Source organism: Bacteroides sp. PHL 2737 (genome assembly GCF_004115325.2).
Taxonomy (GTDB): domain Bacteria; phylum Bacteroidota; class Bacteroidia; order Bacteroidales; family Bacteroidaceae; genus Bacteroides; species Bacteroides hominis.
Genome location: NZ_CP040630.1, coordinates 4,786,289 through 4,809,771, shown reverse-complemented (window position 1 = coordinate 4,809,771; position 23,483 = coordinate 4,786,289). Strand labels below are relative to the sequence as shown.

The 23,483-nt window shown below is 51.4% G+C and carries 33 protein-coding genes; 15 read left to right on the top strand and 18 right to left on the bottom strand.

What is annotated here, in order from left to right; translation table 11 throughout:
• Nucleotides 1-374: 374 nt before the first annotated feature.
• The 11 genes from DBK98_RS19980 to DBK98_RS19930 all read left to right on the top strand — a co-directional run bounded on the left by DBK98_RS19980 (nt 375) and on the right by DBK98_RS19930 (nt 5,283).
• Nucleotides 375-785 (top strand): hypothetical protein, encoded by a 411-nt coding sequence (locus DBK98_RS19980; protein ID WP_032588465.1) that lies wholly within the window; start codon nt 375-377, stop codon nt 783-785.
• Between the two features lie 62 nt (nt 786-847).
• Complete coding sequence (locus tag DBK98_RS19975; RefSeq protein WP_004310306.1) at nt 848-1,183, top strand: hypothetical protein; 336 nt, start codon at nt 848-850, stop codon at nt 1,181-1,183.
• 7 nt (nt 1,184-1,190) lie between these two features.
• The gene (locus tag DBK98_RS19970) at nt 1,191-1,406 is read left to right on the top strand and encodes a hypothetical protein (RefSeq protein WP_005643957.1); all 216 of its coding nucleotides are present in this window, start codon (nt 1,191-1,193) and stop codon (nt 1,404-1,406) included.
• Nucleotides 1,407-1,417: 11 nt separating this feature from the next.
• The gene (locus DBK98_RS19965; RefSeq protein ID WP_008019901.1) at nt 1,418-1,639 is read left to right on the top strand and encodes a hypothetical protein; all 222 of its coding nucleotides are present in this window, start codon (nt 1,418-1,420) and stop codon (nt 1,637-1,639) included.
• Nucleotides 1,640-1,662: 23 nt separating this feature from the next.
• Nucleotides 1,663-2,082: a PcfK-like family protein gene (locus DBK98_RS19960; RefSeq protein WP_004310304.1), complete on the top strand. Its 420-nt coding sequence runs from the start codon at nt 1,663-1,665 to the stop codon at nt 2,080-2,082.
• Nucleotides 2,079-3,344 (top strand): PcfJ domain-containing protein, encoded by a 1,266-nt coding sequence (locus DBK98_RS19955; RefSeq protein ID WP_008645912.1) that lies wholly within the window; start codon nt 2,079-2,081, stop codon nt 3,342-3,344. Before DBK98_RS19960 ends, DBK98_RS19955 begins: the two co-directional genes overlap by 4 nt.
• 24 nt (nt 3,345-3,368) lie before the next feature.
• Nucleotides 3,369-3,626: a hypothetical protein gene (locus tag DBK98_RS19950; protein WP_008645913.1), complete on the top strand. Its 258-nt coding sequence runs from the start codon at nt 3,369-3,371 to the stop codon at nt 3,624-3,626.
• A gap of 19 nt (nt 3,627-3,645) precedes the next feature.
• Nucleotides 3,646-3,876, top strand: a complete 231-nt coding sequence (locus DBK98_RS19945) for a DUF3873 domain-containing protein (protein WP_008645914.1) — start codon at nt 3,646-3,648, stop codon at nt 3,874-3,876.
• On the top strand, nt 3,816-4,121 hold the full coding sequence (locus DBK98_RS19940) for a hypothetical protein (protein ID WP_032567514.1): 306 nt from the start codon (nt 3,816-3,818) through the stop codon (nt 4,119-4,121). The genes DBK98_RS19945 and DBK98_RS19940 overlap by 61 nt, the downstream gene beginning before the upstream one ends.
• A 53-nt stretch (nt 4,122-4,174) precedes the next feature.
• Nucleotides 4,175-4,483, top strand: a complete 309-nt coding sequence (locus tag DBK98_RS19935; protein WP_008645916.1) for a hypothetical protein — start codon at nt 4,175-4,177, stop codon at nt 4,481-4,483.
• Between the two features lie 164 nt (nt 4,484-4,647).
• Complete coding sequence (locus tag DBK98_RS19930) at nt 4,648-5,283, top strand: hypothetical protein (RefSeq protein ID WP_008645925.1); 636 nt, start codon at nt 4,648-4,650, stop codon at nt 5,281-5,283.
• A 72-nt stretch (nt 5,284-5,355) separates the two neighbouring features.
• Here DBK98_RS19930 and DBK98_RS19925 read toward each other — a convergent pair whose 3' ends face one another.
• The 18 genes from DBK98_RS19925 to DBK98_RS19840 all read right to left on the bottom strand — a co-directional run bounded on the left by DBK98_RS19925 (nt 5,356) and on the right by DBK98_RS19840 (nt 19,065).
• Nucleotides 5,356-5,883: a glycoside hydrolase family protein gene (locus DBK98_RS19925; protein ID WP_008645928.1), complete on the bottom strand. Its 528-nt coding sequence runs from the start codon at nt 5,881-5,883 to the stop codon at nt 5,356-5,358.
• On the bottom strand, nt 5,880-6,386 hold the full coding sequence (locus tag DBK98_RS19920; protein ID WP_008645930.1) for a DUF3872 domain-containing protein: 507 nt from the start codon (nt 6,384-6,386) through the stop codon (nt 5,880-5,882). Before DBK98_RS19920 ends, DBK98_RS19925 begins: the two co-directional genes overlap by 4 nt.
• A gap of 18 nt (nt 6,387-6,404) precedes the next feature.
• Nucleotides 6,405-7,277 (bottom strand): toprim domain-containing protein, encoded by an 873-nt coding sequence (locus DBK98_RS19915; protein WP_008645933.1) that lies wholly within the window; start codon nt 7,275-7,277, stop codon nt 6,405-6,407.
• Between the two features lie 7 nt (nt 7,278-7,284).
• Nucleotides 7,285-7,860 (bottom strand): conjugal transfer protein TraO, encoded by a 576-nt coding sequence (locus DBK98_RS19910; RefSeq protein WP_008645934.1) that lies wholly within the window; start codon nt 7,858-7,860, stop codon nt 7,285-7,287.
• Between the two features lie 2 nt (nt 7,861-7,862).
• Nucleotides 7,863-8,849, bottom strand: coding sequence for a conjugative transposon protein TraN (gene traN, locus DBK98_RS19905; RefSeq protein WP_008645936.1), 987 nt, complete (start codon nt 8,847-8,849; stop codon nt 7,863-7,865).
• Nucleotides 8,850-8,903: 54 nt separating this feature from the next.
• A complete protein-coding gene (gene traM, locus DBK98_RS19900; protein ID WP_128900028.1) occupies nt 8,904-10,328 on the bottom strand; it encodes a conjugative transposon protein TraM in 1,425 nt (474 codons plus the stop codon).
• The gene (locus tag DBK98_RS19895; protein WP_032567516.1) at nt 10,309-10,617 is read right to left on the bottom strand and encodes a TraL conjugative transposon family protein; all 309 of its coding nucleotides are present in this window, start codon (nt 10,615-10,617) and stop codon (nt 10,309-10,311) included. The genes traM and DBK98_RS19895 overlap by 20 nt, the downstream gene beginning before the upstream one ends.
• 5 nt (nt 10,618-10,622) lie before the next feature.
• A complete protein-coding gene (gene traK, locus DBK98_RS19890; protein ID WP_128900027.1) occupies nt 10,623-11,246 on the bottom strand; it encodes a conjugative transposon protein TraK in 624 nt (207 codons plus the stop codon).
• 31 nt (nt 11,247-11,277) lie between these two features.
• Nucleotides 11,278-12,282 carry a conjugative transposon protein TraJ gene (gene traJ, locus DBK98_RS19885; RefSeq protein ID WP_005643924.1) on the bottom strand — a complete coding sequence of 335 codons (1,005 nt, stop codon included), beginning with the start codon at nt 12,280-12,282 and terminating at the stop codon, nt 11,278-11,280.
• A gap of 3 nt (nt 12,283-12,285) precedes the next feature.
• Complete coding sequence (locus DBK98_RS19880; RefSeq protein ID WP_004308927.1) at nt 12,286-12,915, bottom strand: DUF4141 domain-containing protein; 630 nt, start codon at nt 12,913-12,915, stop codon at nt 12,286-12,288.
• Nucleotides 12,916-12,945: 30 nt separating this feature from the next.
• A complete protein-coding gene (locus tag DBK98_RS19875) occupies nt 12,946-13,329 on the bottom strand; it encodes a DUF3876 domain-containing protein (protein WP_008645944.1) in 384 nt (127 codons plus the stop codon).
• 44 nt (nt 13,330-13,373) lie between these two features.
• The gene (locus tag DBK98_RS19870) at nt 13,374-15,878 is read right to left on the bottom strand and encodes a TraG family conjugative transposon ATPase (protein WP_032567519.1); all 2,505 of its coding nucleotides are present in this window, start codon (nt 15,876-15,878) and stop codon (nt 13,374-13,376) included.
• A complete protein-coding gene (locus DBK98_RS19865) occupies nt 15,875-16,207 on the bottom strand; it encodes a DUF4133 domain-containing protein (RefSeq protein ID WP_007749041.1) in 333 nt (110 codons plus the stop codon). The genes DBK98_RS19870 and DBK98_RS19865 overlap by 4 nt, the downstream gene beginning before the upstream one ends.
• Nucleotides 16,208-16,217: 10 nt before the next feature.
• Complete coding sequence (locus DBK98_RS19860; protein ID WP_008645856.1) at nt 16,218-16,529, bottom strand: DUF4134 domain-containing protein; 312 nt, start codon at nt 16,527-16,529, stop codon at nt 16,218-16,220.
• Nucleotides 16,530-16,730: 201 nt separating this feature from the next.
• On the bottom strand, nt 16,731-17,471 hold the full coding sequence (locus DBK98_RS19855; RefSeq protein ID WP_128900026.1) for a conjugal transfer protein TraD: 741 nt from the start codon (nt 17,469-17,471) through the stop codon (nt 16,731-16,733).
• On the bottom strand, nt 17,468-17,830 hold the full coding sequence (locus DBK98_RS19850; protein ID WP_008781208.1) for a DUF3408 domain-containing protein: 363 nt from the start codon (nt 17,828-17,830) through the stop codon (nt 17,468-17,470). Before DBK98_RS19850 ends, DBK98_RS19855 begins: the two co-directional genes overlap by 4 nt.
• A gap of 24 nt (nt 17,831-17,854) precedes the next feature.
• Nucleotides 17,855-18,304 (bottom strand): DUF3408 domain-containing protein, encoded by a 450-nt coding sequence (locus DBK98_RS19845; protein WP_008646091.1) that lies wholly within the window; start codon nt 18,302-18,304, stop codon nt 17,855-17,857.
• A gap of 5 nt (nt 18,305-18,309) precedes the next feature.
• Complete coding sequence (locus tag DBK98_RS19840; RefSeq protein ID WP_008646093.1) at nt 18,310-19,065, bottom strand: ParA family protein; 756 nt, start codon at nt 19,063-19,065, stop codon at nt 18,310-18,312.
• Nucleotides 19,066-19,297: 232 nt separating this feature from the next.
• Between DBK98_RS19840 and DBK98_RS23415 the strand changes: the two genes are divergently transcribed.
• The 4 genes from DBK98_RS23415 (at nt 19,298) to mobC (ending at nt 23,444) form a co-directional block, all read left to right on the top strand.
• Nucleotides 19,298-19,477 carry a hypothetical protein gene (locus DBK98_RS23415; RefSeq protein ID WP_080728637.1) on the top strand — a complete coding sequence of 60 codons (180 nt, stop codon included), beginning with the start codon at nt 19,298-19,300 and terminating at the stop codon, nt 19,475-19,477.
• Nucleotides 19,478-19,747: 270 nt separating this feature from the next.
• A complete protein-coding gene (mobA, locus tag DBK98_RS19830) occupies nt 19,748-20,173 on the top strand; it encodes a conjugal transfer protein MobA (protein ID WP_005944180.1) in 426 nt (141 codons plus the stop codon).
• The gene (gene mobB, locus DBK98_RS19825; RefSeq protein WP_128900025.1) at nt 20,152-21,402 is read left to right on the top strand and encodes a conjugal transfer protein MobB; all 1,251 of its coding nucleotides are present in this window, start codon (nt 20,152-20,154) and stop codon (nt 21,400-21,402) included. Before mobA ends, mobB begins: the two co-directional genes overlap by 22 nt.
• 32 nt (nt 21,403-21,434) lie before the next feature.
• The gene (gene mobC / locus DBK98_RS19820) at nt 21,435-23,444 is read left to right on the top strand and encodes a conjugal transfer protein MobC (protein ID WP_128900024.1); all 2,010 of its coding nucleotides are present in this window, start codon (nt 21,435-21,437) and stop codon (nt 23,442-23,444) included.
• Nucleotides 23,445-23,483: the final 39 nt, after the last annotated feature.

Below are 23,483 nucleotides of genomic sequence, written 5' to 3'. Positions count from 1 at the left end.
AAAACGGGAGATTTAGAAATGAATCTCCTGATTTTTCTTCTCACACAAGTTTTTCCGTAAAAGCGATTTTATCCGTCAGCACACCATCGCCCAAAAAGATTTTGAACGAACGTGTGCCGACTGCCGCATAAGCGGAGAAAAGGGCTTTGCCTCATGCCTAAACAATAGTTTAGACTGATGAGACAAGGCCCCTTTCTTTTGTGCTTATGCCAAAGAGGTGCTTTTACGGGGTTTTGACGATTTTTCTTTTTTCGTTGTCCTTTTGAGCCGGAAGCGGAAAGCCGTGTATGACCGCACATTCCATAAATGGAACAAGCCGTCACTCACGGCAGACAAACCGGGAAGAATGATTTTATCCATCCGACCAAACACGTTTGGCCAAACAGATAAAAACATACTTCCTTGCCGATGGTTTGCTCGGTTTCACGCTACCGGCTATGTTCTTTTCTGTTGGGGATGTCTTTTTCACGGATTTCTCTTTTGAAGTTTTCCTGTCTAATCTGCCTCCACTTCCGTTTACCTCCATTTTCGCGCCTTTCAGTGAGCCGCATCAGGCAGTCATTTTCGTGCTGGGTGCAAAGGTAACTCCGGGATTGTACGGGAAAGCAAGGTCAAGCCTCCTGTTTTCTGGAAAAATCTCCAGCCTTTCGGGTAGTATTTTTCCGAAAAACCTTGCATTCCCTAATCCCTACCTTTTTAAGCACCCGAAACGAAAACGACCGATGCGACAGAAAGACGCATTAAAAAAAATGTCGGATAAACGAGAGGCAGATAAGATAGTTTGAAACTCAACTCCCTCAGCTCTTGAATCCGCATTAAAAAACAAAAAATCAAAAACAAAACGGATATGAGAACGGCAATAGCAACAAAATTCGTGGCATGGGAAGTACCAAGTTTGGAGAACCTGCAAGGCAGCAAGGTGTACGGACTTCGCACCAAACTGAACAATGGTGAGAAATTGAGCCGAGAGGAAAAGGATTGGCTTACACGCAACGTGAACAGCAACACCTATTTCAAGAGCGCAGTACCCTTGCAAGGTTGGATGTTTGACTTTTCCGACATTCTCCGAACCTACATTGTAAAGCAGTATGGACATTGGGCGGAATACAAGGCTACCGACAAGACCGCACTCCGCAGTTTCCTATACGGCAGGATAGACAGCATCGTGGAACTTAACAAATGATACGGCTATGACAGCAACGGTAAATTTCAGACAAATGGCGCAATACATAGGGCTTGCGATATGCACCCTAATCATGCGCACCGCCTTTTGGGTGTCCGGCATCCTTTGGTACATCGTCAGAGAGATAATAAACGGAGTGTTCCGAGTGGCAATAGGGGTAATCGTGGCTATTCTTTCCGTTATCCTGTTCTTCGGCTTCATTCTTTGGTTATTCACCCTTTAATCCCTACCGACATGGCAAAGAGAAGAAGCAAGACAGTGGAGCAACAATGCAGATACTACGAGGTGGGCAACATCTTCGAGTACATGGTGGAAACATACCTCAACGGCAATATGTCCGTGTTCCGTGGACTCTACCACGAACTGAACAAGGACGCACGGAAGGACTTTATAGACTTCCTATTGAGCGAGGTTGAGCCGATTTATTGGAGGGAGATTTTGAAACATACTATTTGACAACTCATAAAAACGACAGCGATATGAAAGGAACAGACCATTTCAAGAGAACGATACAGATGTATTTGGAACAACGTGCGGAGGAAGACACGCTCTTTGCGAAGAACTACCGCAATCCAGCCAAGAACATTGACGATTGCGTAACCTACATTCTGAACTATGTGCAGAAAAGCGGTTGTAACGGCTTCACGGACGGAGAGATATACGGACAAGCAGTACACTACTATGACGAGAACGAGATTGAGGTGGGCAAGCCTATCCAATGCCAAGTGGCGGTGAACCACATTGTGGAACTCACGGCAGAGGAAAAAGCAGAAGCACGTCAGCAGGCAGTCCGCAGATACCAAGACGAGGAACTCCGCAAGTTGCAGAACCGCACCAAGCCGACAAAGGCGAAAACAGAAACCCAAGTTCAACCCTCATTATTTGATTTTGGCTTATGAAACCGAGAAACAAATTTGAAAAAGCAGTTCTTGCCCAAAGCAAGAAACTACGCCCGATAACCCCGATACAGATAAATTGGGCATTCCGTAATTGCGTGGAGCATTATGCACACCGCTTGCCGAAAGGTCGTACCACTTGTATGGATTGCGGTCATAGTTGGGTAATGACGGAGCAGACCGAGCATTGTACGTGTCCCGAATGTGGAGCAAGTTTGAAAGTCTGCCTCACCTATCAGCGCAAGGTAAGACAAAAGCAGTATTTCACAACCCTTACCACAAGCGGAGAATACCAAGTGCTACGAATGTTCTTGCTTGTCGTGGGTATGGAGAAAGGGGTTAATGCCAAGTCCTATGCCCTTGAAATCGGGCAGTATTGGTGGAATGAACAAGGGCGTAAGGCTGTTGTTGCCATTCCACGCACATTGGGATGCTACATCGACACGTTCTCATTCGCTTCTCCTTTTGCTATCCGCAATGACAATGAAGCGTACCGCCATATCTCATATTCCCCGATATATCCAAGATATAAGGTGTTGCCGACGCTCCGCAGAAACGGCTTTAACGGCAATTTCCACGACATTGTACCCACCAAACTAATACCGGCATTATTGTCGGACAGCCGTGCGGAAACGTTGTTGAAGGCAGGGCAATATCCCATGTTGCGCTACTATCTGTACCACTCTTTCAATATTGGAGAGTATTGGGCTTCAATCAAGATATGTATCCGCAACGGCTATACCATTGAGGACGGCTCAATGTGGCGTGACACCATAGACCTCCTGCGTCATTTCGGCAAGGACACAAACAGCCCGAAATACGTTTGCCCTGCCGACCTCAAAGTTGAACACGACAAGTTGGTGGCAAAGCGCAACCTGCAAAGGAAACATGAGTGGACTGAACAGCAACGCAGGAAAGCGATTGAGGACGAGAAACAATATCTGAAAGCTAAGGGCATATTCTTCGGACTTGCCTTTACCGACAGCCTTATTTGCGTCAAAGTCATAGAGAGCGTGGAAGAAATGGCAGAGGAAGGAAGGACGATGCACCATTGTGTGGGCGGTTACCACAAACGAAAAGACTCCCTTATCCTATCCGCCACCATTGACGGAAAACGAATTGAAACGATAGAGGTGTCACTAAAAACTTTTGAGGTGGTGCAGTGTCGTGGCGTATGCAACGAGAACTCCGAATACCACGACCGCATCATCGCCCTTGTGAACAAGAACGCCAACCTTATCCGCCAGCGGATGAAAGCGGCATAATATCGACATCTAACAACTAACATTATGGAAGTAAGATTTGAAAGCATGGTTTTCCTATGGGATGATAAAATCCCCACGATGTTCCTTGAATTTATGAACCTCCTCACTCTTTGTCAGAGTGAGGAGCAATTAAGGGCGAGCGTCAAGGACTTTGCCGAGAAACACGAACTTGACAAGTTCTTTTATTACGGCTTCGGCTCACATCATTTCTACCTGCACCAACGCTATACGAGTAACCCCGAAATAGTGATGCAGAACAGAGTGTTGTCAGTACATTTCTAACCATCTAAAAATAACGATTATGAGTACACGGATGACCATCAACGGAGTAAGCACCTGCACGCAAGCAGGGACAGAGAAATACGAGAAGTCCCAAACGGGTATCGGCAGACGTAAGCGGACACTTATGCAATACGACTACCGCCACACGGACGGGGAATTGTTCTCTTGTGTGAAACCCACGTTAGACGAGTGCCGAGCCGCACGGGACAAGTGGCTGACGGCAAAGGAAAGAAAGGAGGACAAGCGATGAACGAAGTTGCCTACCAAACGCTGATAGTCAAGTTCAGCGAGCCAATCAAGGCATTGGACGGAATGTTTGATGATGCCGAAGCATGGGGAGTTGATACCCTGAAGGGGTGGATAGACAACTATGAAAGTAGCAGGTTTACTGCCATTGACAGCCATACGGCAGTCATAACGAGCGAGTATAACATGGAGTGGCTGAAAGAGTGGCTGGAAAGATGCACACCCATAGCCGAGAAAACTGAATTTTGAACGTTGTGGCGGTGTCCGCACCGCCACAACATAACGCCTAAAATACAACGAATATGATAGCGAAGACAATTTTGGAGCAGATAGGTGGCAGACGCTTTGCCACCATGACGGGAAGCAAAGACTTCATAGACATGGGCAACGGCTTACGCATGAGCCTTGCGAGGAACAAGACGAGTGCCAACCGCCTTGACATCATCTATGATGCAGGGGCAGACCTCTACAATATGCGCTTCTACCGCAGGACGTTCAGCAAAAAGACATTCGAGTGCAAGACGAAAGACATAGAAACGCACGAGGGGATATATTGCGATATGCTGGAGGAAATGTTCACGATGGTGACGGGGCTTTACACCCGTTTTTGAACGATGGGCGGCGAAAGCCGCCTACTTTCTTTCAGTGAGCATGATGGCGGACAAAGAAAGTAGCAAAGAAACCTTTGTTCCAATCTTCGATAAAATTCTTATTTGAATATGTAAAATTAGCCATAAAAGGCTAATTTTGCATTGTTATTTTTTTGTATATTAATATGAATATAGAAGATTTACAACTAATTGTAGAAACAATATATCAGCACAATCCATCTGCATATAAACGAGGAGGAGATGTTGAGTTGTTGAATTCTCATATAAAAGCGATGCAACATCTGAAAGAGGTCAATAAAATACATTATAAAGAATATAATTTGACTGATTTAGAAGCATTAAGTATCGTCATCCTTGAAGGCTTTGGTAGTTCTCGGTTCATACAAGAACCTCTGTATAATAGGCGTAAATTGAATGCCTTAACAGAAGTTTTAATCCAAAACTTAGATAGTGCATTAAGAAAAGCTCCTAAAAATACTCACCCTGTGTTATATGCCAATGATGGTTTTATGCGTGGTAATAATAGGATTGGAGATATTTTTACCGTAAATGGCTTTTTTACGACATCAATAGATGATTTTGATAATGCTCATTCTATAAAATGGATAATTGAGCCTTTACCGGAAGGTCAAACAAAAGCTTATGAAATATATAAAATATATAATCATGGAGAGGATTGTCCGTATCCTGAATATCAAGTGGAATTTGAAAGAGGAACAAAATTTGAGATAACTGACATAAAGAAAGGCAAAGAATATAATGTAGTTCATATAAAAGAACTGCCATCTCAAACTATCTGATAGCAGCAATATATTAGAAAATCCGATGAAGTTGCGGCTTCATCGGATTTTCTTTTGTCAGGTACTTATTATTTATGGTACATACAACAGTGCAAACTCCGCCTTTCTCCGTTTGAGCAGCATGGCGTGCCGTTTCCCCTTGTAGTTGCAGAAAGCGATATACTCCCGATAGATGTTCCTGTCGCCCGCCTCCAACTTTCGGATCAGCGTGCTTTTGGGAATCTTTCCGCTACCCAAAAGTCGATATGGACCGACATTGTAGGCGAGCGTGGCAAGCAGAAGCGAATCCTTCCCGAACTGCTGGAACATCGCGCAGAACTTCCGCAGGTCTTTTCGCAGAAGCGCGTCCGCCTGCCGCTTCGTCATGGTGCGTGCCGAATACCTTTCCCCCGGCTGCAACCGATGTCCATATCCTACATACGGGTGATGTTTTTCCGAATGCCAGCCCTCAAAATACTTCGTGCATCGCACCGCCCTCTCGAAAAGCGGCAGCCGGTAGATAGCCGCCTGCCCGTCCGTTCCCTCATGGCGTCTGTTCCGTGCGGACACGGAACAGACCGCCAGAAGCGAACAGAGGATAGCCATGAATACACGCATCATCGTGTAAGGGGCTTGAAGTTCCCGATGGGGACAACAGTGATAACCCCGTCATCCTTCACGTTTCGGTTGTTGAAGTCAAATTCCAACTCGTAGGAGTTGCTGAAATTGTCCTCCACTACCACGATGAAGTTGTGCGCTTCCTCACCCGCCGCCGTGTAGTACAGCCGGAACTTCTCGTTTTCGAGCAGGTAGCGGTCATTGGGCAGGAACGTGATTCCGTTGTCCATTTTCAGCGTGCCTTCCCCCTCGAACTGGAAATACCGGATGGTGTAGAGGGTGTTGGCGAAGTCGCCCGTCTTTTTCAGCTCACAGCGGATTTCAACCGTCTGCCCCTTCGTCACCTTGTTCGGCACGGGCATGGTTTCCACCGTGAAGGGATAGGATTGCTGTATGTCCATGTCGTCGTCACACGATACGAGCGTGAGCGACACGGCAGCGAACAGGCAGAGTGCCAACGTCTTGAAGATTGATATTCTCTTGTTTTTGTTGTTCAGTATGTTCATTGTCATTTGATTTTTAAGTTATTGTTCTTTTTTGGTTGTCAGTTGCAGATACTCGTTCAAGTCCTTGCAACCGTCATAGAGAGCGGAACGGTCATAGACACGTTCTCCATAATGTCCTTTCAGCGTTTTCAACGTGCGCCGTCCGGCTGCGTCATGGTCGAGATAACAGTCTATGCACCCGCAGCCGTCCAGATACCTCATTGCCTTTTCCACGTTGGCAACAGAGTTCAATACGAGGCACTCACCCTTTTCCAATCCGAACGTGGCAGCAGAAAGAAAGTCCATGAAGCCTTCAAAAACGCTGCACACGTCAGCCGGAGAGCCTTCCGCCTTGACCAGCGACACATCTTTCGGAGGCACGCATCCTTTGAAGAAGCGGCTGCGGATCTCATATCCACCCGCCACGTTCGGGAAACCGACGGCAAAATATCGTTTGCCACGCACACAGTAATTCAGTCGGCAGCAGTAGCGTGATGCGACAACGTAAGGAATGCTCCGTTCCGCCAGATAGTCTGTCAGTGGAGAACGAAGCAGAGGGACGGCTTCCACTCCCTCAAAGGCAGGTTCTGTCTGCTTCGGAATGTAGGTCGGTTTGTCAAACTCTGCAATCTGCATATTAGAGGTTCCCGCTATAAACTTCACTTGTTCCATGAAGTCGCCACTTCCGATAAACTCCCCGGCAAGCGTGAAGATGTCACCACCTTTGCCCAGACCGAAGTCGTACCAGAGCTGTTTCGCCACGTTCACACGGAAAGAGGGCGTGCGCTCGCCCCTATACGGGGCGATATACCACAGCTCGTTACCGCTCCTTCTGACAGGCTCATGCCCCAGCCGTGCGAGAAAAACCGCAATGGGCATTTGTCTGATGATGTCTATTTCCGTCCGTTCCATGTCCGTGTCAGTTGATGATGAACTTGATTCCGACCCCGAACTGCGTATGAAACTTCCTCGTGTCGCCACCCCACAGGCAACGCTCCCGGAGGTTGGCGAGCAGGGCGATACGGTCTGCCACGTAAAACTCCACATCGAGCGTCAGCGCACCGCCGTAGATGAAGGCGTCCCGGTCATGGAGCGTGGAGCCGTCATGCAGTACCTTTTCGCCCCAGTTCACCGATTCATATCCGGCAAGAGCCGAAGCACCTGCATAGACGAACACGATTTTACGGGCATCGGAAAGTATCTTGAAGTCGTATCCGCCCTCCGCCGTGAACTGTGCCACGGGTATCTTTCCGTCCTTGTAAGGGTTGTTCTTCAACAGATATTCGCCGCCGAACACCCATTTGTTCCCCTTTTTCGTGTAGGTGGAGAGAGCCGCCCCGAAACTGTACCCGCCGTCGTTGCCGCCGGGATTGAAGCGGTCCGCCATGTTCGCCCTGACCTCGATGCCCTGCATCTTCGGCAGGCATCGCTGGGCGTGCGCCTGCCCCGTAAACAGGGCAAGCGACGCGATGATTATTGCGATGTACTTTCTCATGGTCAGCGCACTTGAAGTTCGTTGATGGTATTGGCACGTACCAAGTCCTCGTTCTCAATCACGAAAGACTGGTGACGCCCCCCGTTCTTCTCGTTGAGTTCCACCACGAGGCATTTATCGTCGGGGATAGTGAACTTCGCCATCGTGAACACCGTGCGCTCGCTCTTCTTGCCCGGCACGAGTGTGGCGTAATTCTGCGCACGGAGCGGCAGGATGATCTGCTCCTGCACGGCGGTACGCTTCGCCACCTTCTTGTCCACGATTTTCCATGTGATGTAGTCCACATCGAAAGGCACATTGCTCTGGTTCTTTATCTCCGTGTGGAAATAGAGCAAACCATTATGCGTGTAGATACCTTTCAGCAGATACTGGATACCGAATCGCTTGCAGCCAATGTGCTTCACCTCGCGCTTGTTCTGCTTGTGGATGGACTTCATGATAAGGCGTACCAGCATCGGGCTTTCGCTGCCCAGTTCCTTCAGATAGATTTCCTGCGCATTGTTCGGGCGGTTCACCTTCTCGCCGTCATGGATGAAGTCGCACATCTCCACATTGAGCAGCAACGGTTCGGAGGCATATTTCACGTTGAAGGTATAGAAACTCCCGTCCTCCGTTATCACGGACATATTGGTTTCGTTCGGGAAGTTCCTCACGGTAGCCTTCACGCGGATGACGTTCTCCGCTCCGTCGGCTTTGCCCGCAATCAGGTCGGGCGAACCTAAATCGACGTAACGAACCTCCGAGGGGAAAATGACGTGGACGGTCTTGTCGTAGGTCACTTCCAAGCCGTGCGGAGGGACCATGCGGTCAAAGGTCAGCTTCTTTGTCAGCCCGTGATACAGGTCGCCGTCCGCCTCCTTCTGCGGATAGACCTCCTTTGTCAAGGTCGGTTGTTCACTTCCGTTGTCCTTTCCAACGGTTACGTTCTCCTGCGCGTTGGCAGTTACGATGCCCATAGCGAGGGCAAACATGATGATTACTTTTCTCATTACTTTGGATTTTAGTGGTAAATAAAAATTGGATTGTTGTTACTTTTTCTGTTTTCAATTCCTGTCCTGATAGAGCATTACCTTATACCCGGCTTTCAGATGCACCTTGACGGTACGCATCTTCTTGGCGATATACTGGCTTGTGCCTTGTATCAGCCCCTTGCCCAAATCGGAGGCAAGCTGCGCCCCTGCGTTGGTGGAGATATTGATGCTGCTGCCCAGCGAGCCGCCCATGTTGGTGGCAACCTCCCTGACGGCATTCATTTCCATCGAGTTGGGAATAAAGATACCGGGTTGCCCGTCCGTGTCATACACCGCCAGCTCCACCGGAATGATAGTGCCGTCATATTCCAACGACGTGATTCCTATGTCAAGCCGTTCGCCCTGAATCTTTGCTGTGCCTACCACCACCGCATTGCGGGGGATGATTTTGTCCGCTACCTCCATCGGCTCCAGCAGCCGGAGTTTGACAGCTTGCCCGTCGGTCACGCTCTGCGCCCCATAGACACACGCCGATATGGTGTTCTTGTCTGATACGGTCGTGACGCCCACCGCCGTATTGAAACTGCGGTTACGCTCCTGCGAGAAGGAGGCGACAAACTCGGCGTTGCTCATCGGCTGTGAGAGCGAGGATACCACCTGATGCGTCACCTGCCTGACAGGTGCAGCCGTGTTCTTTCCGGTTTTCTGCACAGGGTAAGGTTCCGCCGCCTGTCCGACAGGTGGCTGTGTGCCGTTCTGACCGCCCATGTACTTCGCCGCCAGTTCGTAGGACTTCTCCATAAGTGCCACTTGGTCATCCATAGCGGACGCCTTGCCTTTCTCGCTCTCCAGTTCCGATTCCAGCGAGGCGATACGCTCCAACAATTCGTCCATTTCCGCGTTGTCGTTCTTTGGCTGCTCATAGAAGTTGCCGAGCGTGGTATTGAGGTCGCGGTAGGCGGCTGCGGAGGATTGGATGGTTTTCGGAGCGGATGATTTTGCTGTTGCATCTTCCGCATTTCCGGGATTAGCAAGGTCGAAGTCCCTGCCGCCGTCCGTTTCCGCCACCTCGCGGTCGAACATATCGCCCAGTTCCTGCATGGCACGGCTGCGGTTCTCCTGCCGTTCTTCCATCGCCCCCTGCTCGTAGGCTTTCGCCTTGTCGCCGATGATCTGGCGGTTCGCCTTGTCCGCGTCGGGCATTTCGATGTTGTAACCTCCCGTCCCCGGTTGCTGCTCCTTGTCGGAAGACGGGGCGAATATCAGCCACATCGCCCCGATGAATACCAGCACCATAGCGGGCAACACTATCATTTTCTGACGTTTCAGCCTTTGGGCTTCGGTCAGCGGCTTGCGCTCCTTGGCTTTGCCTTCCTCCTTCGCGCCTTGGCCATTCAAGCAGGCTTGATGGCTCTCGGCTTGGCGTTGGTTCTTCGGTTTCCCGTTGTCGGGAGCCGCCTTGTTCTCGTTTTTAGGTTCATTCTTCGTCTGTTCCATATAAATAAGGTATTACATTATGATTGTTGTCCGGCTTTACGGACAGTTCCACTTGTCCGGCATGGTCTGTCACCATACGGCTGCCGTCATTCCTGCCGATGTCATAGACGGCTTTTCCGAAGGTGTAGAGGGCAAGCACCGTGAAGGCGGCGAGCATCGTCAGCACGATGCGTTTGCGTGTCTTCGGAGGCAAACCGTCCAGATAGCCTTTGAGCCTTGCCACCAGCATTTTCTTTTTGTCGTGGAGTTTCCAGTACGCACGCCAAAATGATTTCCTGATTTTCTTCATGTCCGTTACCTTTTGATGGTTTGTAAATCCTTGTTCTCGATGATGGTGAATCCCTCGATGGTGAAACCGTTGGGATTGTCGTCCGAACGGGACGAGTTCAAGAGGCGGCACGTCGTCACGAGGCTGCGCTCGGTGACGTTGCTTTGTCTGATGATCTTCTGCGTGGCGTAGGTCACGGCACGGTAGGGATAGCCGTTGAAATCGCATACCACGCTGTCCACCTTCAGCACTTGGTTGATATTCCCGGCGATGATACGGTTGTAGTACCCCTTCTCGGCGAAGTCCGAATAGTAGTTGTACACGCTTTTGTCCGCTAATAGCAGGGCGCGTTTCACATTATGCTCTATCGCGCTCTTTTCGGGCGAGAGCGTGAAGAACAGCTCGTGGAAGCGGCGCACGTGTTCCCTTGCCTCCGCCGGACGGTTCTGCGACAAGTCCTGCGAGAGAGCCAGCATCAGCGACTTGCCGTTGTCCAGCACGTAAATCTTTTCCCGTTGTCGCTCAGCGAAGCGGTAGGAACTCCACACGCTCCATACCGTTATCACGGCGCACAGCGAGAGGAAGACGATACTGAACAGGCGTATCTGCCTGAACGATGATTCGATGTTTTTGAGTGACTTAAATTCCATTGTTGTTTATTCGTTTTTAATTGTCAGTTGATTATTTCAGCAGTTTCCCGGCACGTCCGACCACGTTTCCTGCGGCTGCACCCGCCACGCTGCCCGCCATGCTTCCGGCTCGTCCTGCCGTCTGGTTCACGTTGCGACCGTAGCTTCCCATGCCTCCGGCTTGGATAATCCAGCCTGCCACCGTCGGGATGGTGAAGTAACCGATGATGCCGATTATCATGAAGACGATATACACCCCGTCGCTCGAATCCAGCGAAAAGTTCGGGTCAGCCTGCATCCGTTCGATGTCGCTTTGCAGCATCAGCACTTGGATTTTCGCCAGTATGGTGCTGAACATATCCGACACGGGCAGCCACAGATAGACCTGTATGTAGCGGCATATCCATTGCGTGAGCGTGCTTTGGAAGCCGTCCCATACCGATATGGCGAAGGCTATCGGACCGAGTATCGCCAGCACCACGAGGAAGAACGTGCGGATGGTGTCTATCACGAGTGCGGCGGCTTGGAACATCAGTTCCAATATCTCGCGGAAGAAGTCGCGGATGCCCTTCTTCATGTTGTACATCCCGCGCTCGATATACATCCCCGCCATCGTCACCATGTCGCCGGGCGACCAGCCCAGTTCCTCCAACTGTTTGTCAAACTCCTCGTTCGACACGAGGTAGGCGGTTTCGGGATTACGCATCATCGCCTCGTATTCCAGTTTATCCTTCTGCTCACGGTATCGGTTCATGTCCAGCGTTTCCGCCTCCAGCATCTTTGCCGTACCCTGCACGACGGGCGACATGATGCTGTTTATCGTACCTAATACCACCGTCGGAAAGAACATGATGCACAAGCCTATCGCAAAGGGGCGGAGCATAGGGAACACGTCTATCGGTTCGGCTCTCGCCAGCGACTGCCACACCCGGTAGGCGACGTAGAACAGCGCGCCCAGCCCGGCAATGCCTTTCGCCACACCCGCCATGTCCCCACATAGCGGCATCATCTGCTCATAGAGCGAGCGCAGAATCTGGTGAAGGTTGTCGAAATTCATAGGCTACCAGTATCTTTCGTTCATGTTCCCGTACAGCCCCATGATGCGGTCGAGGTCGTTCTTCTTTTTTGCCCGCAGGTAGCTCACGCTGATGTTCTTGTTGGTGTAGTAGCTCACGAGGTTGCGGTAACGCTTCATCTTGGAGTAACAGCGTTCCACCACATCCATGCGCTCCTTGTCCGTCATGGAGAGCGTGGTGATGTTCACCACGTTCTTCAGTTCCGTCAGCACGTCGTTGGATTCCTCCAACAGCTTGGTGTAGCCAAAGGCGATGGCTCCCAGTTCCTCCACCGTGAAGTTGTCGTCACGCATCATCTTCTGGAAGCTGGTCACATAGGTGTCGGTGATGTCACCCACCATCAGGATGGTCTGCTGCACCTTCCGGGCGTCCTTTACCAGATTGTTCACGGATTTGAGCGCGTCGTAATACTTCTTGCCCTGCTCGTAAATCTTCACCGTCTCTTGAAAATTTTTTATCATATTCTGGGCGGTCGTGGAAGTGTGTACCACGTTCTTCGAGGTGTTCACGATGCTCTGCGCGATGTTGGACGGGTCTATCACCGCCCACTGTGCGCTTGCCCTGCCGACTGCAAACAGGCACAGGCAGATAATAAGTGTTATTCTTGTTCTCATGTTACTTTGGATTTTAGTGGATTTCATTATTTATTGCTTGCCTATCGGATGGTCCGGTTTCGGGTTCACGCGCACATAGTCCCCGTTGGGCGAGAAGGTCAGGATGTCCGTTGCTTCGTTGTAGGACACGTCGATACGGAAGCCGGTGTTCATGAACAGGTTGCCGTTCTCTTCCTGCAAGAGATAGGTTTCCGGCTTCAGTTTGCGGCGCAGCCCGCTACGCTTGAACACCGTCACCTTATAGGCTTCGCCCTCCTTGTAGATAAGCACGTCGGGCTTGCCCTCTACGCTTTCCCAGTTTCCGCAAAGCAGGTCACGGCGGTTGTCCGCTACATCGCAGGATTGCAACACCATGACCGCCAGCCCGATTAAACACTTGCTGACTTGCAGCATTTTCGTTCTTGATATACTCATACGCATTTTCTTTTTTAGTTGATGAATCTGTTTTTACTTATTGCCTATTCCTTGTTTCTCCGTCTTTCGGCAAGCTGCCGGATGGCGGCTTCAATGTCGCCGCCCAGCTGCTCCGCCAGACGGTACACCTCTACTTTTTCCGTTTCTTCGGTGGTGTACGCCAGATACTCTTCAGCACTAACTTCGGTGGCATAGACCGCCGACTGCGTGCCGCCCAGTCCTATCCACACTTCCTTGTAGAGCCTTGACGGGTTGTTCGCCATGTTGATGGAGAGTATCTGCGACTTCTCCTTCTCCGTCAGACCCAACAGGGACTGTATGGCATCAAACTTGTTCATGTACTTCCGCTGGTCGAGAAGGATTTTGCAATCGGAGTTGTTGATGATGCTTTCCTTGACCACGGGCGAGGAAATGATGTCGTCCACCTCCTGCGTCACCACGATTGCCTCCCCGTAATACTTGCGCACGGTCTTGTACATATAGCGCAGGTATTCAGCCATGTTCGCCGAAGACAACGCCTTCCAAGCCTCTTCCACAATCAGTTGTTTCCTTACGCCTTTCAGACGGCGCATCTTGTTGATGAAGGCTTCCATGATGATGATGGTCACGACCGGGAAAAGCTCGCGATTCTCCTTAATACTGTCAATCTCGAAGACGATGAACCGCTTGCCGAGCAGGTCGATGTTCTCCGTGGAGTTGAGCAGGAAGTCGTAGCGTCCGCCCCGGTAATACTGCCGCATGGTGGTGAGCATATTGTCGATGTTGAAGTCTGACTTCTCCACCTTTATCTCACGTTCCGCCAGTTCGCGGCGGTAGTCGTCGCGCATATACTCGTAGAAGGTGTTGAACGAGGGAACGATGCTCCGGTCAGCCCTGATACGCTCGATGTAGGCGTTCACCGCACTGCCCAGTTCGCCGCTTTCCGTCTTCGTCACTTTGTCATCCTCCGACTTCCAGAGCGTCAGCAGCAATGTCTTGATGCTGTCCTTCTTCTCCACGTCGAACACGTAATCATCGGTGTAGAACGGGTTGAACGAAATCGGTTTCTCCTCCGTGTAGGTGAAATACACGCCATCCGCCCCGTTTGTCTTGCGCCGGATCATCTCGCACAAGCCCTGATAGGAGTTTCCCGTGTCCACTAATACCACGTGCGTACCTTGCTCGTAGTATTGCCTCACGAGGTGGTTCATGAAAAACGACTTGCCACTGCCCGAAGGACCCAACACGAACTTGTTGCGGTTGGTCGTGATGCCCCGCTTCATCGGCAGGTCGCTGATGTCGAGGTGCAACGGTTTTCCCGTAAGCCTGTCCACCATCTTGATGCCGAAGGGCGATAATGAGCTGCGGTAGTTGGTTTCCTCCGTGAAGAGACACACCGCCTGCTCAATGAAGGTGTGGAAACTCTCTTCCGCCGGGAAGTCCGCCGCGTTGCCGGGCATCGCCGCCCAGTAGAGCGTCGGGCAGTCGATAGTGTTGTGGCGGGGGACGCACTCCATGCTGGCAAGCTGGCTGCCTACGTCGTTCTTGATATGCTTCAGTTCCTCCGCGTCATCGCTCCATGCCATGACATTGAAGTGAGCCCGTACCGAGGTCAGCCCGTAGGAATGGGCTTCGTTCAGGTACTGGTCTATCCACTCGCGGTTGATGCTGTTGCTCCGGCTGTATCGGGAGAGCGACTGCATATTCCTCGCGGACTTCTCGAATTTCTGCAAATTTTCCTCGCTGTTGTCGATAATCACATACTGGTTGTAGATGTGGTTACAGGAAAGCAGCAGCCCCACGGGGGAGGCGAAGGAGAGGCGGCAGTCCGAACGGTCGGTGGAGAGTTTCTCGTAGCGGATGTCGGTAGCCACCTTTCCGGGCATATCCTCCGCGTTGGAGAGGGTGTGCAGGCACAGGCGGTTGTCACCGATGCGCATTTCCCTTGCCGAGAGGTCGATGTCCTGCAAGGCCGTGTCGCCTTCGGGCATGAGCGAGAAGTAACGCTCTATCAGCCCAGCGGACTTCTCCGTCCCGACAAGCTCGTCGGTGGAGAGGCGGCGCAGCCTGACAAAGCCGCTGTCGTTCATGATGCGCTCGAACTGTTCGGCGGCTTCCATGAACTTCCCGGCGGTTTCCCTGTCCAGCTCCTTCGGGATGATATGTCCCCGGCACAGCGTACTGAAGTTGCTCTGCATCCGGTTACGTTCCTTCGTCGTCTTGGTCAGGTAGAGATAGCAGGAGTGTTTCAGGTACGGACGCTCGTTGAAGTGTCGTTCAAAGGAGCGGCTCAAAAAGCTCATGTCATCCTTTTGCAGTTCCGGCTTGTAGCGTTCCTTGATGAACCAGTCCTGCTTATGCACGACGCAGAAGTCCGGCAGCACCTTGATAGCCTTGCACCAGCAGCCGTGTATTGCCTCGTACTCCGCGCCTGTCACGGTATAAAGCTCCGGCAGTTCCACCTCGAAAGCCACCGTGATGTCGGCGTCTTTGGAAATGATGCAGCCATGCTCCACCGACAGCAGCGGGAACTTGTTTTCCAGTGTTGTCATTTTGGATGTATTTCTCATGTCGTTTCTTCCTTTCGTTGCCGTTTGAATAATCGGGTGATCCGCCGCCGGTTGATAAGGTATCGGGGATGGCTCCTTGCCGCTCCCAATTTCATCAGCCCGTGTTCGCCGTACCGGGCGTTCAGCGCGAAGGTCTGCCATACGAGGACGGAAGACGATGCCGCGCCGAAGCCGATACATATCCACTGGTCGATGCCGACCATGTAGAGGATGACGAACAGGACGAAGAGAGCCAGCAGACCTCCGCAGAAGATGAAGAGGTACTGAGCCTTTAGACCCTTGAACTCAACCGGACGGCCGATACCCTTGTTTATCGGGTATTCAGCCATACATTGTTTATTAAAGGAAGAATGAGCGCAGGATAGTCGCAGCGACAATCAGGAAGATACAAGCCCCGAACCATGAGGCGGCTGTCTTGCTCGTGTCGGGGTCGCCGGACGAGAACTTGCCATAGACTTTCACGCCTCCGATAAGACCGACCACCGCGCCGATGGCGTAGATTAATTTCGTGCCGGGGTCGAAATACGAACTCACCATAGAGGTGGCTTCGTTAATACCTGCCAGACCGTTTCCTTGCGCAAATACGGAGGCGGTTGCGGCAATCATGAGTGCCGCAGAGATGATGAACTTTTGTCTGATGTTCTTGTTCATAAACAGTTCTTGTTTTGTGCCGTCCAAAGGGTGGATAGTCCTTTTTCGGGCGGTTGATACTTGATTACTTTACTTTGGTTTAGTGGTTGCCCGTTTGTTTCTACGGACTTGGGTGTGTCCGTTGCGGATTGGCTGTACCTTGTACCGCCGTGCGCATGGGTGTCGTCATTTTACGTTTTCATTTCCATTCTTTTTTAGCTGTTATACATAGTTTCGGAAGTCGAACTCCTCGATGTTGTCGGGAATCACGAACACCTTTTCCTTTTGTTGTGTCACGGTCATGTTCACCGTGTCCACGAAAACTGCCATCGCCTTTGCAAGCCTCTCGCTCATTGTATCATCGGTCAGGCGTTCCGTTATTCTTGTGAAAAGCTCTGTCCCGTCCAGTTCCGTCATGACCTTTCCGGCGTGTCGCATTTCCTCATCGGATGGTGATTCCTTCCGTATGGTGCGTACTGCCATGTCAATATCCTCGAAGCTGCTTCCCGAAGCCTGCTTTTTGTCTGGTTCTTCATCCTCCGGTTCATCTTCTCCGTACTCCGGTTCCGAGGGCGGGATGCTCGTGAAGGTTTCATCGAGTTTGTCCTCCGGTACTTGTGTCGGGCGTGAGACGGTTTCCGTGTTTCCGTCGTCAAAAGTAGCCTCTTCCTCCGACAGCTCAATGCCTTTTTCCGAAGTGGCGGCTTCTTGCGCCAGTATGGCAGCGGTTGTCCGGGTCGATGCCATCTTGAAACGGCTCTTGCCAATGATGTCCGAGGTGTCTGCGTGAGGTATTTCCTTATCCTTTCCTTGCTCTGCCACTGTACTGTCCAATGATCGCCACAACCCGGCAATATGTCTGAAGAAACGGATGAGCTTCGTGTCCATGATGCGGTCATAAAACAGCAGGAACAGGAACCACACGTTGCAAGCAACCGATACGATTAAAAACGCCTTTGTCATAATCTTACTTTTTGGGCGTTTTCAATCTGTTCCATGTACTGCTGCCCGTATTGCCGGAAATGGTCGCGGAGGATGTTGTCCACGAACTTGCCGATGCTCAAACCGTTTCCCATCCGACTGGCAACGATAGCGACTTTCTCATGAATTTCTCGGCTGATGTATATACATTGCCGCGTTTTGATTTCCGATGCTTCCAAGAAAACAGAGAGCGGCTTGCCCCTGCCTTCATCCTTGCGGAAGTCGCTGCCGGTCTTTTCCTGACCGTATCCGTTTGCACACTTTGCTGCATTGGCAGCGGTTCTTTCACTCTTTCCTGTTTGCAGGCACTCAGCCTGACGGTTCTTCTTTGTTCTTTTCATACTTCTTTGTTGTTTTTGGGGTATTTATAAATTATAGGATTCCATGTGCCGTTTGAACGATTCGGCTATCTCGTCTTGGAACAGCGTGAAATGGTGTGTCAGCACGTTGTCAAGAAAAGCCGCGATAGTCACCTCGTTGCCACCGATTACATGAAGCATCTTCTGTATGCGGTCGTGGTACTCCTTGCGGATATAGACCTGCTTGCCGAGTCTTGCCGTGACGTTGGACCCGCATATGAATACGGTGTCATAATCCAATTTTTCCGGCTTGCTGTTCCTGCGCCTGCGTTCCGGCTCCTCTTTGGAGTGCGAGGCAGGTGGAGAAACGGCTTCCTGTATCGCTTCTTTCGGAGGTGGAGAAGTAGCGTTTCCGTCCGTGCTTCTCGCTTCCGGCGGAATGCTTGTATCGTCCAGTCGAAACGAGTTGATTACGGCTTCACTGTCGATGTCCTCGATTCTTGTTTTCTTTGCCATGCCATTCAGTTTTTGATGATGCCGAGAATCTCATCGACGAGTTTGTCGAGGTTGCTGCCGCGTACCAGTATTTTGTCCGCCGGAAACGCCGTGGAGCGGAATACTGCCTTGCGTTCTGCCGCCGTCTCCTTGCGGAAACGCTTGCTGTCCGGCAGATGTGTTTCCAGAATGGACAGGGCGAACTCGGCACAGACCTTGTCGTATGCTTTGTAAAGTTCCGTCTTTTCGCGCCCGTCCACCATGTTCCACACGAGGTAAATCCCTTTGATACCGGACTTGCCCGTGCTTATCATCTGTTCGTTGATAACGGTGGCGAACTTAATGGAACTCTCCATCACCACACGGTCGGCGATGATGGGCGTGAAGATGTAGTCCATTTTGGAAATGGTCTGCACCACATCGGCATTGTTGATGGTTCCCGGCAAGTCGAAGAACACGAAATCAAGGTCAGGCTGCGCTGCCACCAGATTTTCGGCAGTCTTTACCGCATCTTCCGCACGGCTGCATCTGATGGTGTACGGGTTCTTCTTCAGCCGTTTGAGCTGCTCATACGCCATCACCTTGTAATGCCCGTCCTCCATGACAGCTTTCATGTCGCGCTTGCGCATGTCATGGATACTGTACTGTGGAAAATCGCAGTCCACCACGGCTACGTTGTAGCCTTTCACATAGTGCAGGTAGCTTGCTACAAGCACCGTCAGGGTTGTCTTACCCGCTCCACCTTTCTGCGTGGAGATTGCCACATAAGTTGCTTCTTTCATTTGTTTGATAATTTATTTGGTTATACATCTGTCCGGTGGCGGTAGCGTATTGCCATTAGTACGTACGCACGCGCTCCCATTCATTTATTTATTCACTCCTTAATCCGGCTGTGCCTATGGGTAATCATCGGTTTGTCCAACCGCCCATGCTTTTATCCGTCCGCATGGACGTGTGCTTGGAAAACTGTCTGAATACATACACCTGTTTTCAACCGTTTGGATTGATGCCCGGATTGGTGTCCGAACATCCGGCGGAAGGAGTGTATTTTCAGTCCCACATCCGAATCACGCTGCAAATAAACAAGGATATTTTGGAACTTGTATTACTTCTCCGGCAAGTGGCAGCACGTTGCGCCGGTTGGCACTGATTGTCCGGGTCAAGCCTCTGTCCGATACCGCGTTAAGGGCGTAACTTTGCACCCGAACGGCAGGGTTCGCCGCAGGTGGCGCAGCCCGGAGTTTGAAAGGCATTTCCCCAATCCGTCCCCGACGGATTTTTATGTTCGCCTGAACATAGCAAGATGTCTTTTCAGCCGCTCAAAACGTTTTGAGCAGCCACGAAAAGCACTTGCCCTTGCAGGGGGCGGGCTTCCTCTCCGAAGTCGGGAAGCCTTTCAAACCTGCGGTGTCTGTGCCAAGAAGCGGCGGCTTATGCCGTCCATCCGCTAAATCCAAAGTTTATATGAAAGAGAAAAGAAACAAGACCGGGAGAAATCCCAAACTTGACCCGGCGGTGTTCCGCTACACCGTTCGTTTCAACGAAGAGGAACACAACCGTTTCCTCGCCATGTTCGAGAAGTCGGGCGTTTACGCCAAGTCTGTTTTCATCAAGGCGCACTTCTTCGGGCAGCCGTTCAGGGTACTGAAAGTGGACAGGACGCTGGTGGATTACTACACCAGACTGTCCGATTTCCATGCGCAGTTCCGCGCGGTAGGCACGAACTACAACCAAGTCGTGAAGGAACTGAGGCTGCATTTTTCCGAGAAAAAGGCGATGGCATTGCTCTACAAACTGGAGCAACAGACCGTCGAACTCGTGAAACTGAGCCGTCAGATTGTGGAATTGTCGAGAGAAATGGAGGCGAAATGGTCGCAAAAATCAGTGTAGGAAAGTCGCTGTACGGCGCGCTTGCCTACAACGGAGAAAAGATTAACGAGGCGAAAGGGCGGCTGCTCACCACCAACCGCATCTACAATGACGGCACGGGTACGGTGGACATACGCAAGGCGATGGAGGGCTTTCTCGCCTGTATGCCGGAGCATACGAGGGTGGAAAAACCGGTACTCCATATCTCGCTCAACCCGCATCCCGACGATGTGCTGACCGATACGGAATTGCAGGACATCGCACGCGAGTATCTGGAAAAACTCGGCTACGGGGACCAGCCATACCTTGTTGTCAAGCACGAGGACATAGACCGCCACCACCTGCATATCGTGACAATCAATGTGGACGAGAAAGGCAGGCGGCTCAATCAGGATTTCCTCTTCCGCCGCAGCGACCGCATCCGCAGGGAACTGGAACGGAAGTACGGGCTGCACCCGGCGGAGCGTAAGAACCTACGTCTGGAAAACCCGCTGCGCAAGGTGGATGCTTCGGCGGGAGACGTGAAGAGGCAGGTCGGAAATACCGTCAAGGCTCTGAGTGGACAGTACCGTTTCCAGACGATGGGCGAATACCGCGCCCTCCTTTCCTTCTATAATATGACGGTGGAGGAAGCGCATGGCAATGTGCGCGGACGTGAGTATCACGGGCTGGTCTATTCCGTTACGGACGATAAGGGCAACAAGGTCGGCAATCCTTTCAAATCCTCGCTTTTCGGGAAGTCCGCAGGCTATGAAGCCGTGCAGAAGAAGTTTGCACGTTCCAAGCAGGAGATTAAGGAGCGGAAACTCGCCGACATGACAAAACGCACCGTCCTTTCCGTGCTTGAAGGCACGTATGACAAGGAGAAGTTCGTTTCGAGGCTCAGGGAGAAGGGCATCGACACCGTGTTGCGCTACACGGAGGAAGGGCGCATCTACGGAGCCACGTTCATCGACCACCGCACGGGCTGCGTGCTGAACGGCTCGCGCATGGGCAAGGAACTTTCCGCCAACGTCTTGCAGGAACACTTTACGCTGCCTTATGCCGGACAACCGCCGATTACGCTGTCCGTTCCGGTGGAAACAGGAGAGGATATGCGTGGACAGACCGCATCCGACTACGAGAACACGGCGGGCGGTATCGGTCTGCTCACTCCCGAAGGTCCGGCAGTAGATGCCGAGGAGGAAGCCTTTATCCGGGCGATGCAGCGCAAGAGGAAAAAGAAAAGGCGCAAGGGCTTGGGAATGTAATCGAGGTATCAACAATCAATATTTTTTAATCTATGTCACAACAAGAAGACGATTTGAGGGCATTGGCGAAAATCATGGATTTTCTGCGTGCCGTGAGTATTATTTTAGTGGTCATGAACGTGTACTGGTTCTGCTATGAAGCCATACGGCTCTGGGGAGTGGACATCGGCGTGGTGGACAGAATCCTGATGAACTTCAACCGCACGGCGGGGCTGTTCCGCTCCATCCTCTACACGAAACTGTTTGCCGTCCTCCTCCTTGCCCTGTCCTGTCTGGGAACAAAAGGCGTCAAGGGGGAGAAAATCACTTGGGGACGGATCTGGACGGCTCTTGCCGCAGGGTTCGTGCTGTTCTTCCTGAACTGGTGGATACTGGCATTGCCGCTACCGGTTGAAGCGGTGACGGGGCTTTACGTGCTGACTGTAGGCACGGGCTATGTATGCCTGCTGATGGGCGGTCTGTGGATGAGCCGCCTGTTGAAGCACAACCTCATGGATGACGTGTTCAACAACGAGAACGAGAGCTTCATGCAGGAAACACGGCTCATCGAAAGCGAGTATTCGGTCAATCTGCCCACACGCTTTTATTACAGGAAACGTTGGAACAATGGCTGGATCAATGTCGTGAACCCGTTCCGTGCCTCCATCGTGTTGGGTACGCCGGGCAGCGGAAAGTCATACGCAGTGGTAAACAGTTTCATCAAGCAACAGATTGAGAAGGGCTTCTCGATGTATGTCTATGATTTCAAATTCAGCGACTTGTCCACGATTGCCTATAATTATCTGCTCAATCACCCGGAGGGCTACAAGGTGAAACCGAAGTTTTATGTGATAAACTTCGACGACCCGCGACGCTCGCACCGTTGCAATCCCATCCACCCGGATTTCATGGAGGATATTACGGACGCTTACGAGAGCGCGTACACCATCATGCTCAACTTAAATAAGAGTTGGGTGCAGAAGCAGGGCGACTTCTTTGTAGAATCGCCTATCATCCTTTTTGCGGCTATCATATGGTATCTTAAAATTTTTCAGAACGGCAAGTATTGCACGTTCCCCCATGCCATCGAGTTCCTGAACCGCAGGTACGAGGATATTTTCCCGATACTGACCTCTTACCCGGAATTAGAGAACTATCTCTCACCGTTCATGGACGCATGGCTCGGAGGGGCTGCCGAGCAGTTAATGGGGCAGATCGCTTCAGCGAAAATCCCACTGTCACGCATGATTTCCCCGCAGCTCTATTGGGTGATGTCGGACAGCGAGTTTACGCTGGACATCAACAATCCCGAAGAGCCGAAAATACTCTGCGTGGGCAACAATCCGGACCGTCAGAACATATACGGGGCGGCTCTCGGTCTGTATAACTCCCGTATCGTGAAGCTCATTAACAAGAAAGGGATGTTGAAGTCTTCGGTCATCATCGACGAGCTTCCGACGATATACTTCAAGGGGTTGGACAATCTTATCGCCACCGCGCGAAGCAACAAGGTTGCCGTGTGTCTGGGCTTTCAGGATTTCAGCCAGTTGGTGCGCGACTATGGCGATAAAGAAGCCAAAGTGGTGATGAACACGGTCGGCAATATCTTCTCCGGGCAGGTGGTGGGCGAAACAGCCAAGACGCTCTCGGAGCGGTTCGGAAAGGTGCTTCAAAAGCGGCAGTCCATCTCCATCAACCGGCAGGATGTTTCCACCTCCATCAACACGCAGATGGACGCGCTTATCCCGCCGAGCAAAATTTCCGGCTTGACGCAGGGGATGTTCGTCGGTTCGGTGTCCGACAACTTCAACGAGCGTATCAAGCAGAAGATTTTCCACTGTGAGATTGTCGTGGATGCCGAGAAAATGAAGCGCGAGGAGAAAGCCTACAAGCCGATACCCGTCATTACCGACTTCGCGGACGCGAACGGCAACGACTGCATGAAGGAAATGGTGAAGGCGAATTACAGGCGCATCAAGGAGGAGGTGAAACAGATTGTCGCCGACGAGTTGGAGCGCATCGCTGGTGACGAGAATCTGAAACATCTGTTGCAACAGAAATAATATATAACAACAAGATGTATCAGACTCCCGTTTTGAGAA